The following is a 16,339-nucleotide window of genomic DNA, read 5'->3' as shown; positions in this document are numbered from 1 at the left end:
ATGACCCAGGTGATCAGCGAAGAGGAACGCAAGAAGCGCCAGGCCTTGAGCCGGGCGCTCAACGACGCGTTCGCACGCGGCGACATGGAAACCTACGATGCCCTTATGCGTGAAATCGAAGCCCCGGCGGAAGCGCTGATGGCGGCGAAAAAGTCCATGGGTGCGGACTGGGTGCGCAAGAAGGGGTTCAATACGAAGCGGGCGGACGAGAAGTATGGACCGGGATGGCTTGATCGATAGTTTTGCGACACTTGCTCTTCAGGAAAAGTGGGCCATAGACAATCTCTCCGTCACGCGGGAAGCGGCCGATCTCAGTGAAGTGCGGGGAAACATCCTTGAAAACCTCAGAGCAGTCGGGCAGGCGGGGGACGTGAAAACGATCCTCGGTGCCGAGCGCATGCTGCTGGAGAGCGAGCGGGTGTTCTTCTCGAACAGCCCGGCGATGCAGGGCAGTCTCGCGAGTGCGCTCGACGAACTGGCGGCCGCCGAGATCACTTCGGAGAAGGTCCACGATCCGGAGCGCTATCGCGGCCAGGTCGATGAGGCCTACCGCTCGCACAAGAGCCGGAGCGGCGATCTGCCGATCGACGAGGCCCGCCAGTTCTTCAAGTCGCACAATGCGCGCTTGCTCAACATGGACAAGGCGCGTCTGTCCGATGACGAAAAGCGGATCGTCGATATCCGCCGGGCCAATCTCCGAGCCGCCGAGAAGTCCTATATCGCCGATCAGCGTCAGGCGCTCGGTCTCGGGCCGGAGCCGGCTCGTGCAAGAGGCCGAGACCGGGGACACGGGCCGGCGCTGTGATCGCGCACAAGGTCATGGAGAAGAAGGAGAGGGCGGCGGACAAACCGCCGCCCTTCTCCAAACGCGCCTATTACATCGCGGCAGCCAAGGAGGGGAACGAAAAGCTCGATCATCTCTGGATCGTCAACGCCAATGCCGGCACAGAGCTCGAGGATCTCGACCTGGCGGTGAAGGAGGTCATGGCGGCGCACAGCCTCAATACCCGCTCCAAGGCCGACAAGACCTATCACCTCGTCGTCAGCTTCGCCGCCGGCGAAAAGCCGGACCTCGATGCGTTGAAGGATATCGAGCGGCACTTCGCCCGGGCGCTCGGCTTCGAGGATCATGCTCGCGTCGCCGGCACGCATGACAATACGGATCACTATCACATCCATATCGCCTATTCGAAGATCCATCCAGAGAAGCTGACGATCCACGAGCCGAAACAGGATTTTAAGGCGCTTGCCCGGACCTGCCGGGAGATGGAGAAGAAATACGGCCTTCAGCCCGGCATCAAACAGGACAAGGACCCGATCGAGCGACTGCTGACGCCGAAGGCACGCGACTACGAGGCGACGACCTGGGAAGCCTCGACAGAGCGCAAGATCCTCGAACATCGCGAGCGCCTAGCGGAGACCTTCGGCACGGCGAAGACCTGGGCGCAGCTCCAGGACCTCGCCGCGAAGGAGGGTCTCGCCTTCGCCAAACGCGGCAATGGACTGGCGCTGTTGACGCTCAAAAGTGGGAAGGGGATCAAGGCCAGCACGCTCGGCCGGAGCTTCTCCCGGAAGGCCCTTGAGGAGAAGCTGGGCGTCTTCGAACCATCACGCCACAGCGCGCCGGCAAAGATGACCCGGTTCGACCGGGTGCGGCCGTCGAAGCGCTTGCCGGGCATGGGGCCGATGTGGCGGCAGTACGCGACGATGCGCGGCCGCCAGGCGAAGGCGCCGAGCCTGGTCGGGAAGCTCTATCGGAACTGGAAGACCTTCCTCTATGCCGACGCGCTGAACGATCCGCTCGCGATGGCGCTGATCCTCAGCCATCGAGGTTTGTATGATGGCATAGGAAAACTTGAAACAAGAACAACCGAAAAATCACTGCAGTCGACATCTGCCAAAATAAGTATGTAGCGATAGGCAGGGAAACGTAATTCTTTTTCATTGTCCTCAAATCATAACTGCCGCCGCTAAGCTCCACTATAATTTTGCGTTTCGGTCAAACGCTTAGGATTTCTCCAAGAATGTGTTCAAAAATATTCTAGGTTCGCTGTTCCTTAACAGAAAACTGATACAGGAATTAGAAGAGCGTAATTGCATTGTCCCTCACCAAATTATCGCTTCCTATGATAGCATATAATGATACAATCACTCTATGGCTGCGCGATGGAGAAGAAATCGAGATAACTTGATCTATAGCCCTGTTAAGCGAAGGGTGGTGTCTTGTAGATCAACATCGTTCGCCGAGCGACCTCCAAGGCACCACAGCAAATGAACACCCTGAGTCAACGATTGCGAAAGTCTGGTGATCTATTGCGCCGCAACAAGATATTGAGGGAAATTGTAAAGTTTAGGACCCTTTTTGCTGCCTTTTTCTTCGGAGGCTTGTTGTATTTCGTATATCAAGATAGCGCCCAAAATCCTGTATCATTCTCTGACGATGGTGCCTTCCGCCAAGATCCGGAAATAGTAAAGTTGTTAGATATTCTTAATGATTCCGGCAGCGATAATGAAGTAAAAAAGAAAACATTTGAAAAACTTGTGTTATTTGGGCACCCGTTTTTAAAATTGGATTTAAGGTATGAAAATTTGACGGGCGCAAAAATTCCGTCGGCGTATCTTCCCAATGCTAATTTTGAGGGCGCCAATTTGTCATTTTCCGATCTAAGTAATGCTTATTTGTTGGGAGCTGATTTTAGCGGTGCAAATCTCAATGGCGCGAGCTTTCGTGGCGCAGATTTGACTGGAGTGAACTTCAGTGACGCAAAAATGGTTGCTGCAGACATGCGTGGTGCCATCGTGATGAAAAGTAAGTTTGAAAACTCGATGTTGAAATCGGCAAAACTAGGTCGGTCTCTTCTTTGGGGTGCTAACTTTATTGGCGCCGATCTCACCCAAGCAGATTTCACGGGTGCTGATCTTAGCGAGGCTATTCTTATGAACCGACCCGGAGCAGAACCGAATATTACTCAAAGACAAATTGATGTAACATGTCAATTTCCATTTGATATGGGCCCGCCGATGATTCCTGAAGGACTTAGATGGTCTGGCAGAGTCTGTTCTCGATACAAATATAATGAATATTTTGAATAATTGGAAATACACTGGCATGAGATTGTCAATATGGATTGTGTTGAGGTATATAAGATGAGTACAATGTTATAATACACAATATAATTTAATTTACAAATGAAATTTTGATTTAGTGAATATTGGGAGAAATAAAATGAATGATGGCAGGAAAAATAAAGATAAACCAAAATGGCAAGAAGTGCGTAGTAGATTTCACCCAACGATGATGGCGTTTGCGCCGGTAGAGTTGTTCGCGGAATGGTGGTTTTGGGCTTGGGGTAAATATTCTAGCTTGCGAGTTTTTGTGGAGTTTGTTGGTGCAGCCGCGATACTCTTAGGTGTTGTTAGTCTTTGGAACGACTATGAGCAAAGGAAAATCGACAGAGTTGTTTTGAATGCACAGCTAAAAGCGCAAATAGCCAGCCTCACGGCGGTGAATGAGCCCGGAACTGCGAGGAGAGGCACGCTTCCAATACTAGAATTCTTGGTTCGTGAAAATGTTTCTTTAAACGGGATGTCATTGGCAGGAGTTGACCTGACCGGTGCTAACCTTAGTGGGGGAGACTTGCGAAACGCCGATTTGGCGGGAGCAATACTGGTTCATGCAGATCTTTCTTATGCCAATCTTGAAGGTGCAAATCTCACGGGCGCAAACCTATCAAAAGCCACTCTCGCTGGAGCGATAGCTCGTCGCGCAGATTTTAGTCGTGCGAGAATAATTTTTGTCGACCTAACAAAAGCGAACTTCTCTCACGCCATCTTTAAGAATACCGATTTATCTTTGTCAGACCTATCTGATACTAACGCAACATTTGTAGATTGGTCTGGCGCGAATTTGGAGGGAGTAAATATCTCCGGTGCTGATCTCCGCGCTGATCTTGCGGCGGCAGTGAAAGAGCCGATTCAAGCGGCCCTACCTTTAAATGAGCGTACGACAGAGGTTATATTGGGACCAACTGATGGCGGCCGAGTCGTAAATCTAACTCCAGCAACAATTACTCAGCAACAAATCAATATAACTTGTATAGATGATGGGCGTCCCGCATTTCTAAACAGAGGGAGGCAACAGCCACGGATGCCGTGTTTGACTCGTCGCGTTCAACAGTAATATTCGAATGTCTTGTGGCGTTAGTGGTCTGAGCCCTAGGTACTCGTCCAAAGGTTTGGGAGAGCCCGATTCTGGCTAAAGCGAAGTGGTTCCGGATATCCGGACATGTGCAAAGCGCCGTCGCGCGGGTCGCTATACCTCCTGCCGACGCCGATAAGGCAGCGGGGACGAGGTGAAGTCAGGTTGTGAGCGAGGTTGTCCTCTAAGCAAGGGCAATTGTCTTCCGATCCTGTTCGAAAATGGATGACGGGATTAGTTTTGGCTTCAGATTAGATGAGTTGGTGCTAAACCGATCCAAGGGGGCGATCCTGAAAGGAAAGTGGGAAATATCTGGGGGCGGAATGTTGTTACTCGATCCCGAGGGCAACAGGATTCAGGCCTCGGCAAAAGATATATATCTTGCGCTTGTTGAACGCCGCCCGTCTGAGCCGTGGATTCCTACCGTCGCCGATGGTCTGCGGGCCTCGCGCTATCCATTATCGTCCTCCCTGGCAATTGTGGATAGCGGAGAAGGTATCCCCGCTTATGCCATTATTGGCAGTGCTAGAGAGGTGACGCTTGAGCTGGATGTTGCCGACCTTGAGCGCGGCTACCGGATCGCCGATGGCGTCTGGCATCCCGTCGAACCGGAAGCGGCTCAGGAAGTCCTAGATCTGCTGTATAGCACCGGCGCGAGCATCGGTCCGGCCCGCTCGCTGCGGACCTTTCTTGCCGTGCGCAAGGCGGGCGCGGAGGGCGGCGCGGTCGATGACCAGATGGCCGACAAGACGATTTCCCCGCTCGCTTTTACCCCACCTGCCGACGGTGTTCCCGCCGGTGTCAATGCCACGCTCCATGCCTACCAATTGGCAGGCTGGCGTTGGCTCAAGTTCCTGCTGGCGGAAGGCATCGGTGGACTGCTGGCCGATGAAATGGGCCTTGGCAAGACCTTGCAGGTCATTGCCGCACTCAGCGATTCCGGCGATGGACTGTTGCGACCGGCCCTGGTTATAGTTCCCGGCTCGCTGCTGGAAAACTGGCGGCGCGAGATCGCCAGGTTTGCGCCGCACCTGCGCGTGCTAAAACATCATGGCCCGCTGCGCACGGGCCGCCCAGCCGAACTGCATGGCTATGACGTGGTTATCACGTCCTATGACAACGCCGTGGGCGACAATAGTCTGCTCAACATGATCCATTGGAAAGTGGTCATCCTTGACGAGGCGCAGTTCATCCGCAATCCGCGCGCCCAGCGCACGAAAGCCGTTAAGCGCCTGCGTCGCGACTCCGGTCTGGCCATGACCGGCACCCCAGTCGAAAATCGCTTGCTCGATCTTTGGTCGATAATGGATTTTGTGATTCCCGACCACCTCGGCGACGTCAAATCCTTCGAGGCGCAGTTCTCCGATGACGTGGTCGGCGCGGCCCGGCTGGAACCGCTTGTGTCGCCACTCATGCTACGCAGGCGGGTCGCCGAGGTTGCGAAAGACCTGCCGCCGCGCATCGACATTCCCCAAGTGCTTGAGTTGGATGAGGACGACGCTGCCGCCTATGACGCTGAGCGCGAGCGCATCATGGTAGAGTACGGCGCTGCCGCAACTCTTGTCGCCCTCTCATCGCTACGCCGCTTCTGTGCCCATCCAAGTCTGATAGCCGGTAACTCCGCCACGTCCGATCCCATGACTTTTTCCAAGTTCCGCCGCTTAGACGAGATCGTGGAGGAAATATTTGCGCGAGGCGAAAAGGTTATCATCTTCACGTCGTTTACTGCGATGGCCGACATTATCTCGCGACACATTGAGACCCGCTTTGGCGCTTTTGCCGGGATCATTGACGGTCGCCTAAGCATCGACGATCGCCAGCCGCTGATCGACCGTTTCAGCGCCATCCAGGGCGGTGCGGCACTTATTCTAAATCCCAAGGCGGGCGGCGCTGGTCTCAACATCACCGCCGCAAACCATGTCATCCACTATAATCCCGAATGGAATCCCGCCCTAGAGGACCAGGCTTCCGCTCGCGCTCACCGGCGCGGTCAGAAATTGCCGGTGACGGTGCATCGCCTTCTTGTCGCCGATACCGTGGAAGACGTGGTGGACGAGCGTTTAACACGCAAGCGCGCACTTTCCGACACCGCGATTATCGGAATTGAAGGCAAAGATGACGACTATGGTGATATTGTTGCAGCACTGAATCGTTCACCATCCAGGCGGGTAGGAAAGTAGGACATGACTGAACGACGGATCGTAAAGGTTTTGAGTGCCAATGACACAGGCGAGACGGGCGGTCATCAGGCCGGTATCCTTGTGCCCAAGGATTCCGCGCTGCTGTCATTTTTTCCGAAGCTCGATGCAAGCCTCTACAATCCGCGCGTCCACCTGCGCTTTGTTGACGATAGTGGGACGTTTTGGGAGTTTGCGTTCATCTACTACAATAATGCCCTTTTTGAGGGCACCCGCAACGAGTACCGCCTAACGCGGATGACTAAGTATATCCGCCAGGCCGGGCTAGGCGTAGGCGACGAGGTGATCCTGTCAAGAGACGGCGACCGCTTCATGGTTTCACATGCGCGCAGGCAGCAGGCTGAGGTATCTGGGAGGGTCCTGAAACTTGGTACCGGCTGGCGCGTGCTCCAGCTTTGAAAGGGGAAATTGTGAGCGAAATCGAACAATTTGAAGTGCCGCCAGATCCGGAGCGGGTCATGGTCGGCCTGCGTGATACTGGCTATGAGTTCGATACCGCTGTGGCGGACATCGTGGATAATTCGATTGCCGCTAACGCAACGAAAGTCCAGCTTTTCCTTGGCGCCGACTTCAACGGCAATATTCGGCTGCTGATCGCCGACAATGGCGAGGGCATGGACCGGCAGGGTATTATCAATGCCATGCAGTATGGCTCTAAGGTCCGGCCGAGCGCGGCCAGTCTCGGCAAATATGGCCTTGGACTTAAGACCGCTTCCACCGCTTTCTGCAAACGGCTGTCGGTCATTTCCCGCGCGGACGGTGCCGCACCCGCCCTTATGGCGACGTGGGACCTCGACCACGTTGCGAAGGTCAACAAGTGGTCGCTGCTGCTAAGCGAAACTTGCGACGAAGAAGCGGTGGAGCTGCTGGACGGGATCGCGCCCGGCAAATCGGGCACCGTCGTTCTGTGGGAGAATGTCGACCGACTTATCAAGGACTATTCCTACCCGACCGGATCACACGCCAAAAAGGCGCTCAAGGGGAAGGAAGATGCCCTGCGTCACCATCTGTCGATGGTTTATCAGCGGTTTCTCGACCTGAAGGACGACCGCGCGCAGAATGTCGCCATTGAGCTGAACGGTATGTCTGTCGCGCCGTGGGATCCGTTCCAGCGTGACCTGTCGGAACTGGTTGCCGAGGAATCGATGATCACTCAGCTTGAAGACGGGCATCAGGCGTCATTCACCGTTCGGGCCTATATCCTGCCAAGGCGCGAGGAGTTTCCGAACGACAAGCTGGCGCAGGCCGCGCTGCTGTCCAACAACCGGCAGGGCATCTACATCTATCGCGAGAACCGACTGATCCACGACGCCGACTGGCTTGGCCTATACCAGAAAGAACCGCACCTGACGCTGCTGCGTGTCGAGTTTTCGTTCGACCACAAGCTGGACGACGCTTTTCATCTCGACATCATGAAATCGCAGATCATGCTTAACGACGACTTGGCTAATTGGCTGGAATCGCAATTCCTGCCTGCACCCCGCCGCGAGGCCAACCGGCGTTCGCGCGAAGGCCAGCAGAAGGCCATCTCCAAGAAGGGCGAAGGCGCGCACGAAACCTCGAACAACAATATCCGAAACCGGGAAGCCGCTGCGGGAGGTCCCGAGGTCAATGTCGCTGACCCCAATTCGGGCGAGGCAATCGTTAACAACAAGTACGGCGCGACCCGCCTGAAACTCACCATCACTTCCGCAAAGCGGCCCGGCGAGGTGTTCGTGCAGCCGGTTGAGGGTATCACCAACGGGTTGCTGTTCCAACCCGCACTGATTGAGCAGCACAAGGCCGTGCAGATCAACACGAGCCATCCCTACTATCACAAGGTCTATATTCCCAACCTCAACCGCAGCGTAACCATGCAGGGATTAGACTCCTTGATGTGGTCACTGGCGGTGGCGGAACTGTCTACCGTGCAGGACAGCACGGCGGAGATGTTCCGAGACATGCGCTACGAAGTGTCGCGCATCCTCGAAAAGCTGGTCGAAACCCTGCCGGAACCGGACGTGGACGAGAATGTCGGCTGATCCACGTTCGATTGCAGAGCGGGTATCGTTGGAAACCGGCCTTGCCTTCACCGGCAGTGAAGGCCGCGACGGCGATGGCAGTCGCTGGCTTGAGTTGCGTCCCGCTGAACATCCCGCTGGTCAGACATTCACGCTGCGCACCATCGTCGGCTGGCGGCGGATCGACGTGCTGTTCCGCCCGGGCAATTTCGCCGGCGAGCTAATCGAGGCGATGGGCAGCGCCGAACAGACGGGCCGCCAAGGATTCCGAGCTGTGCTGGGCGTTTGCCGCGATGATGGCGCTGACATTGCGCTGTCGGTCAACGGTGCGGCTCGCGACCCCAATGACGACGGTATCTGGACTACACCTTGGCGCAGTCTGGACCTTGCCATCCGGCGGGGAATGTTGGCGATCAACGACGGCGATGCCGATGCCGACATGCGCCAGATAGAACTGTGGACCTCGCGTGCCGCCGCCGCCGTCCTTTCGCTCCTGCCGCTTGAGGCGAACGATGACGGCGGCGAGGAACCGACGCCGGAAATTGCCGGTCTGCCCGAAGGAGCAAAAACCCGCATCGAGGTGAACCGCTACGAGCGCGACCGACGCAATCGCGCCGCCGCACTGGCCATACATGGTTATCTCTGCAAAGCCTGCGACCTCGACATGGGCGAGCGGTATGGGCCGGACGCGGCTGGTCTAATCGAAGTCCACCACGTCACGCCGGTATCGGAAGTGGGGCCCGGCTACATCATCGACCCGCGAACCGACCTCGTACCTCTGTGCCCGAACTGCCATGCCGTTGCACACAGGCGTGCACCGCCGTTTACAGTCGATGAGTTGCGCAAAAAGCAGGGTCGCGCCTGACGTCAAAGCGAGACGCTCAGTAGCCGCACATCGCCGATGAAGCTCTCCAGCGTCTGGAGGTGCGGTTGCACCGCAGCCGGGAAGGATTCCATGCGCTGGGCCGGAACCACGAGCTGGACCCCCGCGCCGGTCATTTCCGCAAACTGCGCTTCCGACACCCCCTCCTGGAGCGTCAGGAGGTGTTTATTGGGGATGCGGTCAGCCTCGTTGAGAATCTGCCGCCAGCGATCCTTGCAGGTTGTCTTGACCGCGAGCATCCGCAGGCCGGAGACGGGAAAGCTCGTGTCCTGATAGGCCGCCTGAGATGGAAAGAGAAAGTCGGGCTTCTTTGTTCCTTCCGATACAGGCTGGTACGAGAAATGATGGTTCTCGACCAGCCGTTCCTCAATGAATATTTCGCGGGCGTGCAATTCCAGCGATCGCCCTGCGCGATTCCTGCGCCGCTGCAGGACCGTCTGCGCCCGGTTCACGAAATCTTCGACCGTCGTAAATCCGGCTAGGATATGCGGCCGTTCTACCGCCTGTTCGATACTACGGAACAGCTCAAACTCACATTCGCGTCGCTTCAACAACCGCTGATCGGGTGGTAGCGTCGGCAGCGGACGCAGGTCGACCGACTTGCGCACAATCTCTGCTGCAGCTGGGAAATCTGTCAGCCACGCAGGCGGCATGTCCGCAGGTTCCAGCCAGCAGCTTGTTTGGGGTGGAGGCACTCCCTGCAGCCTGAGGTTCGCCGCCGTCTGGACGGGCAACCACACAAGAAACTTGCCTGGATCGACCGGGCCAACCCTGTCTTCGACAAGATCCTCCTCTGTTTCGTGCTGGCAGACCCACACATGGCAGTCGGTAGCAGCACCGGCATCATCGAGCCGAAACGCAAACACAACCAGCGCTCCCGTGCTGTCGGGATCGAGCAGCGCCGAGCTCTGCCCACCGAAATTCGTCAGCCGCGCTTCATTGCGCGTGCCTTCGAAATGTGCGTTGTTGTAATAGACCGCCCGCACCTTGCGGTAATCGGCGTTGGAATCGAGGTAGAGATCGAACCAAACATCGGGATTCTTGATGTCGGTCCTATTGATCGCGGGGAATATGTGGAACAGGAACTCCCGCGCAATATACGGCCCCGCTTGGTGCGAGCCGTTGGCCAGCGTGTCGTTGCCCGACAGCCGTTTGACATACCATATTGTATTTGGGCTGGCGTATTCATCGAGCCAGTCCAAAAGGTCAACAATGGCCACGTAGTTCCCCCCTCAGGATTGCCTCTCCTGTCGCGCCATTGGCAATCCAGTCGGCCGCCCTGTTGAGCGTCGCGTCGTGGTCGGCGTCCGTTTTGCCCCGAAAGGCGCATTCCCATATTGTCAGGATGCGCCAACCTGCTTCCTGTAATCGCTCTGCCGCGTTGCGGTCACGCTCGCGATTGCGCCCAATCTTATCCCTCCAGAAGTCTTCCCGCGTGCGTGGCCAGCGAAACAGTGGGCAGTCATGGCCGTGCCAGAAACAGCCATGCACGAAGATTGCAACATGGTAGCGCGGCAGAATCAGGTCGGGGCGTCCAGGCAGGCTGCGATCATGCAGCCTAAAGCGGAATCCCCTTCGGTGCAGGCCACGGCGCACGATCATTTCCGGCTTCGTATCCTTTCCACGGATACCGGCCATCATGCGGCTGCGCGTCGCAGCATCAACAATGTCAGACCGCAAGCGGCAGTCTCCGTTGCTGCATTTCCACGTCCGCGTCAGCTCCAAGCCACGGGGCCATGTGCTTGGCTACCGCTTCCACCACTGGCACAACGACGGCGTTGCCGAACTGCCTATAAGCCTGAGTGTCAGACACGGGGATGATGAAGTCGCTGCCATCGGGTTTGTCAAAGCCCATGAGGCGCGCGCACTCACGCGGAGTCAGGCGGCGTGGGTTGCCCCGTCCGCGCGAGACGAGGATTTCTGAGCCGTCCTTGAAATATCGCGCCGACAACGTGCGCGTCACATCGTTATTTCCGACCAGTCCGAAGCCGAAACCGTTGCCGCGCAGGCGGTGTTTCTCGGCATAGTCTTGGAGGTAACGCCATAGGTGATCGGTCAGAACATAGCGATCCGACACCTTGCGCATATTGCCGACAGTATAGTGACGGTCAGGTCCCTCGCTGCCGTCGCCCGGATGCAGGATGCTTCCGAGCTTCGGTCCCTTCAGCGGATCGGGAATCAGGAAATCAGCGAAGGTGAAATCATTGGGATCGCGGAAGCCAACGATGAAAATGCGCTCACGGTGCTGCGGAACCCACGAGCGCGCGTCGATCACCTTCCAGTGGATGTGATAGCCGAGTTCTTCCGTCAGCGTGCGGTGGATAATCTCAAATGTTCGCCCGCGATCGTGGTTGACGAGGTTCTTGACGTTTTCAAGCAGGAACGCACGGGGACGATGGTGGGCAATGATCCTTGCCACATCGAAAAACAGGGTGCCCTGTGCTTCGCACCGGAAGCCGTGGGCGCGACCCAGCGCGTTCTTCTTTGACACACCAGCGAGCGAGAACGGCTGACATGGAAAACCGGCCAGCAAGAGATCATGCTCCGAGATCGCATCTGCCGGAATCTTTGTAATGTCACCGGCCACATCATGCTTGCAGCCGTAATTGGCTTTGTAGGTGAGCTGGCTGTAGCGGTCCCATTCGCTGGAAAACACGCATTCGCCCCCCAGCGGTTCGAAGCCACGCCGCAGCCCGCCGATGCCCGCGAACAGGTCAATAAAGCGGAAGGCGCTGCCGTGCTGGTTTCTGGCGCGGCGTTCGTCGATGATCCTCTGCAATAGTTCGACGGCCGCCTTTCGGGGGGGGGTCTCGCCGCGTTCCCAGCGATACAGCGTGCTGGGGGAATAGCCGCCCAGCTCTCCGAGCTGTTCGATGCTCAATCCGGCCAAGGTGCGGAGCTGGGAAAACTCGGATACGGCGATGGTTGACTGCACGGGATATCTCCTCTGGGAAATTTTTTGCCATTTTGACACAAGGAATCCCCGATGAGCAAGAACAAAACGGGATAAATACGGTCTGCCCGTGCGCTTTTATTGAATGACCGGCGGGAACGCACCGGCGGCGAGGGCAACTAGGAAGGTCGGAGGGCGTTAAGCGTTCCGGCTACGATGGGGTCACTCCCGATTTATGAGATTCACGGAGGCGGCAAAGTCCAATATCGTTCCGGGATGGTACAGAAGTTTCAGAACTGGGGCGACAACCGCAATAAGGGAACCTGCGTTCATTGCGGTGCTCCCAACGAGACGCGCGACCATGCGCCTTCGATCATTTTCCTTGATGACCCGCTGCCCAGCGACCTCCCCGTGAGTCCGTCCTGCGCGCGCTGCAATCAGGGCTTCTCTGACGATGAACTCTATCTGGCTGCTCTTCTTGAAAGCGTGATTTCCGGAACCGCTGACCCGGAAAAGATCGGGCGCTAGAAGGTCGCCGCCATCCTCCATCACAGGCCAACTCTGGTTGCAAAGCTGACGGTGGCGCGACGGGAGGAACAGGGGCGGATTATCTTTTCCATGGACCAGCAACGGGTCGATATTGTCGTGCTGAAACTGGCGCGGTGCCATGTTGCCTTCGAGCTGAACGAGCCACGGATCGACACGCCCAAATATCTTTCGGTCAGGCCCCTCACATTGATGACGGACCTCGAGCGTGACGAGTTTGAGAATGGCGGCCATGGCTTGGCGGTCTGGCCAGAGGTCGGCAGCCGCGCCATGCAGCTCGTCATCAGCGCCGACGACGACGCTTTCAGCGAAGGCTGGCTTGTGGTCCAGCCAAGCCGGTATCGTTTCCACACGTCGCAGGATGATGGGCTGTGCGTGCGCATTGTCATCCGTGAATATCTGGCCTGCGAGGTCCGATGGGACTAACCGCCAGCAATCGTTAATGCGGCGCATGTTGGCCGTATTCACCGCTCAAAGCGGCGATTGGGCGGGGCCGGGCTTATGAATCCCGGCAAACGCCAAGCCTGTTTTGGTAGAACGGGGAATATGGTCGGCCGCAGTAGCCTGGCGGCCTGCGCGATCCGGTGAGGCGGAACGCCGGCGGCCGTCCACCAGCCGTCGAGGCGGTTCGTCTTCCGCTCGATCCGGCTGGCGAAGTCGGCGCGAACGCGCCGGATTGGAATTTGGCAACATCCCGCCCACTGAATCCGAGCAACGATACTACGCCATGCTGGACGATCAGACCTTGGTAGCGCAACTCGTACCAACCGGCCTCCGGCAATCCTAGGCGGTTCAGTTCGCGCCTTATGACTGTCAATTAAACAACCTTATAGTAGATGGCATCGACCAGTGCCGCCCGGCAATCCCACGCCTCTGCATCGGCACCTTCAGGGCGCGGTGCATTGTACCACTTGGCAAGCCTGATCGGCTCAATCACGCGTTTCCAGTAGTTGTCCAGATGCAATGTTGAAGGCGCAAAATGTAAAGCTTCCGCCAAGCTGGCTTTGTTCCCTTTGTTTACACAAATAAACAAATCTGGCCGCTTCATTGCTAACAACCTCGTAGCCGTTGGCGTGCTACCGGTTCTAGCAGAGTTAGCGAAGGCCGATACAAACAACTCACAAAACCGGTCGAAATCGCTTTCGGCGACGGGGCCTCGGCGCGGAATGCAGTCTATTGCTTTAGCGATCCTGCTGTCTTTGATCGAAATAAGTTTGGTAAAGGAGCCCGCGCCCTGCATCGAACCGAACCAGCCAATTTGGTGCTTCTCCAATCCGGAACCGGCGACTGCGTCGGGGTGGACGATACCTGCGACAGCCTTCCATTCTGACACAGACAGGGAGTTGAAAGATTGTTCTCTGGCGAACAGTGTTTGCAGGTAACGCAGAAACCTCATGCGCGTCTCAAAATGGTGGTTAGGGTCCTTACGGGCCTCACGGATGAACGTTGACCAATCCATTTTCAGGAGTTCTGAATCCACCCGCGCAAAGTCAGCCTTATCGCTGGGAAGAACAGGAGATCGAGGGCGTGGACGACTGCCTACCACACCTGCCTGTAGTCGGTAGGAATCAGCCAGTTGTTCGGTGACAGGCTGACGATGGGGCGCATAGGATTCCAAGGCCGCAAGCAACTCGGAGATCACCGCCTCATCAACATTGCAGTTTAGATGCAAGCAAGCTTCGACATTTGTGCCCAGTCCACCGGTGGTGAAGTTGGCACTGCCGACGATGGCGTCAGCATTCTGACCAGTCACAAACAGATAGATTTTCGGATGGAAGCACACCCCATTCTTCTTAAACACGTACGCATTCGGCACATTGCAAAGCGAGTCTACAAAGTTTGGATCGGTAGCGCAAAAATCGAGACCGACAGTAACCGACTTGAACTTATGCTTGTTCTTGATTAACTTTTCTGCAACTAGGCCAGCATGTGCCCATGCGACCGCCATGAAAATCTGATCATGCTTCGCGATTAGCTGAGGCAACGCCCGTCGAAGCGCCTCTGCGTCGAGAACTGAAATCTTCATTTCATCCCTCCTTGGATGGCTCCGAAATTTCTGGGCGCCTGTTTTCCTGAACTTGAGCCAAGTGACTGGAAATTGTTGCTGGTAGTGACTGTGGACGGATGGTCGCTGCCGAGAAACCTTTCGAAAATGCTCAGAGCGCGCTGGTATGCGTCCCGGTCACCGTCGAGGTCGGCGATCATGTGAAGATGATATCCGAACGAGTTGAACAACCGACCTGTCAGTTTGCTGCCACGCGCATCCGCCTCCCGCGCAACGAAACGAAGATGCGCCTGCCATACCAGGACGAGGCTAGGCAGGCCTGCTTGACTTTGTTCGGTTGCGGCACCGGAAATGCTCTCTTCGACGGTTACGCCGTCTCCAGCTTCCCCGACGGTTCGCGCAATTGTGGCAATCAGGCGGTGCCGCGCCGGTGCGCCATCGATCATGCGTACCAAACCAAGTTCGGCAAGCCGGCGTAGCGCATCGGCAAAGCGCCGTTGCTCTTCCTCCGCGTCGCTGACATTCAGGCATCGCCGCAGCAACCGTCCGGGGATCGGTTCGCCCGGGGCGAACCAGGCCGCATGGGTCAGAACCGAGCGCGCCAAGGCATCGACCGGCTCGGCCGGTTCAAGACGGTCGAGACTGAGCGCGAATGTCGCCGCCACGCCGGCCTCGCGCCCGGTCGGGGGCTTGCCGCCGCCCGTCAGGGAATGGTGCTCGAGCAGATCGGGCTGGCAGATCGCGTCGAGATAGGCCTCCGGCGTTCCGAAAGCGTCATTCCGATAGATCGCCATGTAGCTGCCGGCGAGATGCGGGGCCAATGGCAGCTCGCCGAGTTCCTCGCAAATGGCGTCCAGGGCCGGAAGACCGGGATCGAGGTCCGGCCTTTGTTGCCGCAGAAGCGCGATCGATTCCAGTCTCGGCAAGACACCCAGGGGGATGACGGCGACGCCGGTATGGGCGGGCCACGCTTCTTGCCTGGAGGTGAGGAGCACGCGGCAGTCGCCTCCGGGTGGGCCCCACGCGTCGTAAAGAGCCGTATCCTCGCAGTTATCGAAAATCAGCAGCCTCGGCAGACCGTCCTGCAAGCGGCTGGAAACCAGGGCGACCTGTGTGTCGAGCTGAAGGCTTGTGAAACCGGCGTGCAGGGACAGGCTGGTGCCGCAGGCGGCTATCTCGGCGGGGATGCTGTCGGCCGTCTCGAATCTCAGCCAGAACACGCCGCCGGCAAAGAACTGGCCGTAGCGCCAGGCGAACTCGGACGCCAGTTGCGTCTTGCCGCTCCCGCCGCAGCCGGACAGGACCGGGCTTTGGCCGATAGCGGCGGCCCCGCCATTGCGAAGCGAACGCGCGAGATCGCGGAACTCGTCCGCACGACCGAGGAACAGACGGTTATGCGAAAACAAACGCCGGGAGCCCATGGGCAGCCCGGCCGGATCTGGAACCGCGTCGACGGGCATCTCTGCCAATTGCTGGCGCGCCGCCTCGATGTCATGCGCCGCCACCGGCTCTATCCGCGCCGCACGGAAATGATTGTTGATCGTCGAGTGAACCGTCGCTGTCGCGCCAGCCGCCGCAAGCGCGTTGAACGATCCTTCGGCATGCTGCCCCATACA

The 16,339-nt window shown here is 57.4% G+C and carries 16 protein-coding genes; 11 read left to right on the top strand and 5 right to left on the bottom strand.

Annotated features, from left to right (window positions below):
• The 9 genes from HH303_RS03935 to HH303_RS03895 all read left to right on the top strand — a co-directional run bounded on the left by HH303_RS03935 (position 1) and on the right by HH303_RS03895 (position 9,261).
• Positions 1-240, top strand: coding sequence for a hypothetical protein (locus tag HH303_RS03935; RefSeq protein ID WP_169623879.1), 240 nt, complete (start codon positions 1-3; stop codon positions 238-240).
• A complete protein-coding gene (locus tag HH303_RS03930) occupies positions 215-805 on the top strand; it encodes a hypothetical protein (RefSeq protein WP_169623878.1) in 591 nt (196 codons plus the stop codon). Before HH303_RS03935 ends, HH303_RS03930 begins: the two co-directional genes overlap by 26 nt.
• Positions 802-1,914 carry a TraI/MobA(P) family conjugative relaxase gene (traI, locus tag HH303_RS03925; protein ID WP_169623877.1) on the top strand — a complete coding sequence of 371 codons (1,113 nt, stop codon included), beginning with the start codon at positions 802-804 and terminating at the stop codon, positions 1,912-1,914. Before HH303_RS03930 ends, traI begins: the two co-directional genes overlap by 4 nt.
• A 357-nt stretch (positions 1,915-2,271) precedes the next feature.
• Positions 2,272-3,093 carry a pentapeptide repeat-containing protein gene (locus tag HH303_RS03920; RefSeq protein ID WP_169623876.1) on the top strand — a complete coding sequence of 274 codons (822 nt, stop codon included), beginning with the start codon at positions 2,272-2,274 and terminating at the stop codon, positions 3,091-3,093.
• A gap of 133 nt (positions 3,094-3,226) precedes the next feature.
• The gene (locus HH303_RS03915; RefSeq protein WP_169623875.1) at positions 3,227-4,180 is read left to right on the top strand and encodes a pentapeptide repeat-containing protein; all 954 of its coding nucleotides are present in this window, start codon (positions 3,227-3,229) and stop codon (positions 4,178-4,180) included.
• Between the two features lie 239 nt (positions 4,181-4,419).
• Entirely contained in the window at positions 4,420-6,378 is a 1,959-nt protein-coding gene (locus tag HH303_RS03910) for a DEAD/DEAH box helicase (protein WP_169623874.1), read from the top strand.
• 3 nt (positions 6,379-6,381) lie between these two features.
• Complete coding sequence (locus HH303_RS03905) at positions 6,382-6,795, top strand: EcoRII N-terminal effector-binding domain-containing protein (protein ID WP_169623873.1); 414 nt, start codon at positions 6,382-6,384, stop codon at positions 6,793-6,795.
• A gap of 11 nt (positions 6,796-6,806) precedes the next feature.
• A complete protein-coding gene (locus tag HH303_RS03900) occupies positions 6,807-8,417 on the top strand; it encodes an ATP-binding protein (protein ID WP_169623872.1) in 1,611 nt (536 codons plus the stop codon).
• Positions 8,407-9,261 carry an HNH endonuclease gene (locus HH303_RS03895; protein WP_169623871.1) on the top strand — a complete coding sequence of 285 codons (855 nt, stop codon included), beginning with the start codon at positions 8,407-8,409 and terminating at the stop codon, positions 9,259-9,261. Before HH303_RS03900 ends, HH303_RS03895 begins: the two co-directional genes overlap by 11 nt.
• Positions 9,262-9,263: 2 nt before the next feature.
• On the opposite strand, the gene HH303_RS03890 is transcribed toward HH303_RS03895, so the two are convergent.
• From HH303_RS03890 to dcm, 3 genes are read right to left on the bottom strand one after another with little or no spacing between them, the layout of a single operon-like run.
• Positions 9,264-10,499 carry a type II restriction endonuclease gene (locus HH303_RS03890; RefSeq protein ID WP_169623870.1) on the bottom strand — a complete coding sequence of 412 codons (1,236 nt, stop codon included), beginning with the start codon at positions 10,497-10,499 and terminating at the stop codon, positions 9,264-9,266.
• Positions 10,486-10,959 (bottom strand): very short patch repair endonuclease, encoded by a 474-nt coding sequence (locus HH303_RS03885; RefSeq protein ID WP_227421499.1) that lies wholly within the window; start codon positions 10,957-10,959, stop codon positions 10,486-10,488. Before HH303_RS03885 ends, HH303_RS03890 begins: the two co-directional genes overlap by 14 nt.
• Positions 10,949-12,214, bottom strand: coding sequence for a DNA (cytosine-5-)-methyltransferase (dcm, locus tag HH303_RS03880; RefSeq protein WP_319637302.1), 1,266 nt, complete (start codon positions 12,212-12,214; stop codon positions 10,949-10,951). Before dcm ends, HH303_RS03885 begins: the two co-directional genes overlap by 11 nt.
• Positions 12,215-12,448: 234 nt before the next feature.
• Here dcm and HH303_RS03875 point away from each other — a divergent pair, with 234 nt between their 5' ends.
• Both HH303_RS03875 and HH303_RS03870 read left to right on the top strand, forming a co-directional pair.
• Complete coding sequence (locus HH303_RS03875) at positions 12,449-12,700, top strand: hypothetical protein (protein WP_169623868.1); 252 nt, start codon at positions 12,449-12,451, stop codon at positions 12,698-12,700.
• Positions 12,701-12,790: 90 nt separating this feature from the next.
• Positions 12,791-13,144, top strand: a complete 354-nt coding sequence (locus tag HH303_RS03870; protein ID WP_169623867.1) for a hypothetical protein — start codon at positions 12,791-12,793, stop codon at positions 13,142-13,144.
• 391 nt (positions 13,145-13,535) lie between these two features.
• On the opposite strand, the gene HH303_RS03865 is transcribed toward HH303_RS03870, so the two are convergent.
• Both HH303_RS03865 and HH303_RS03860 read right to left on the bottom strand, forming a co-directional pair.
• A complete protein-coding gene (locus tag HH303_RS03865) occupies positions 13,536-14,744 on the bottom strand; it encodes a phospholipase D family protein (protein WP_169623866.1) in 1,209 nt (402 codons plus the stop codon).
• Positions 14,741-16,336 (bottom strand): hypothetical protein, encoded by a 1,596-nt coding sequence (locus tag HH303_RS03860; protein ID WP_169623865.1) that lies wholly within the window; start codon positions 16,334-16,336, stop codon positions 14,741-14,743. The genes HH303_RS03865 and HH303_RS03860 overlap by 4 nt, the downstream gene beginning before the upstream one ends.
• Positions 16,337-16,339: the final 3 nt, after the last annotated feature.

Source organism: Pacificispira spongiicola, assembly GCF_012926505.1.
GTDB classification, from domain to species: Bacteria; Pseudomonadota; Alphaproteobacteria; order UBA8366; family Aestuariispiraceae; genus Pacificispira; species Pacificispira spongiicola.
This window is presented reverse-complemented; position numbering and strand designations above follow the sequence as displayed.

Bases quoted from the DNA above. Each gene is read 5' to 3' on its own strand.
- HH303_RS03935 (WP_169623879.1), top strand. From the start codon at position 1: ATGACCCAGGTGATCAGCGAAGAGGAACGCAAGAAGCGCCAGGCCTTG.
- HH303_RS03930 (WP_169623878.1), top strand. From the start codon at position 215: ATGGACCGGGATGGCTTGATCGATAGTTTTGCGACACTTGCTCTTCAG.
- HH303_RS03920 (WP_169623876.1), top strand. From the start codon at position 2,272: ATGAACACCCTGAGTCAACGATTGCGAAAGTCTGGTGATCTATTGCGC.
- HH303_RS03915 (WP_169623875.1), top strand. From the start codon at position 3,227: ATGAATGATGGCAGGAAAAATAAAGATAAACCAAAATGGCAAGAAGTG.
- HH303_RS03910 (WP_169623874.1), top strand. From the start codon at position 4,420: ATGGATGACGGGATTAGTTTTGGCTTCAGATTAGATGAGTTGGTGCTA.
- HH303_RS03905 (WP_169623873.1), top strand. From the start codon at position 6,382: ATGACTGAACGACGGATCGTAAAGGTTTTGAGTGCCAATGACACAGGC.
- HH303_RS03895 (WP_169623871.1), top strand. From the start codon at position 8,407: ATGTCGGCTGATCCACGTTCGATTGCAGAGCGGGTATCGTTGGAAACC.
- HH303_RS03875 (WP_169623868.1), top strand. From the start codon at position 12,449: ATGGTACAGAAGTTTCAGAACTGGGGCGACAACCGCAATAAGGGAACC.
- HH303_RS03870 (WP_169623867.1), top strand. From the start codon at position 12,791: ATGGACCAGCAACGGGTCGATATTGTCGTGCTGAAACTGGCGCGGTGC.
- HH303_RS03865 (WP_169623866.1), bottom strand. From the start codon at position 14,744: ATGAAGATTTCAGTTCTCGACGCAGAGGCGCTTCGACGGGCGTTGCCT.
- HH303_RS03860 (WP_169623865.1), bottom strand. From the start codon at position 16,336: ATGGGGCAGCATGCCGAAGGATCGTTCAACGCGCTTGCGGCGGCTGGC.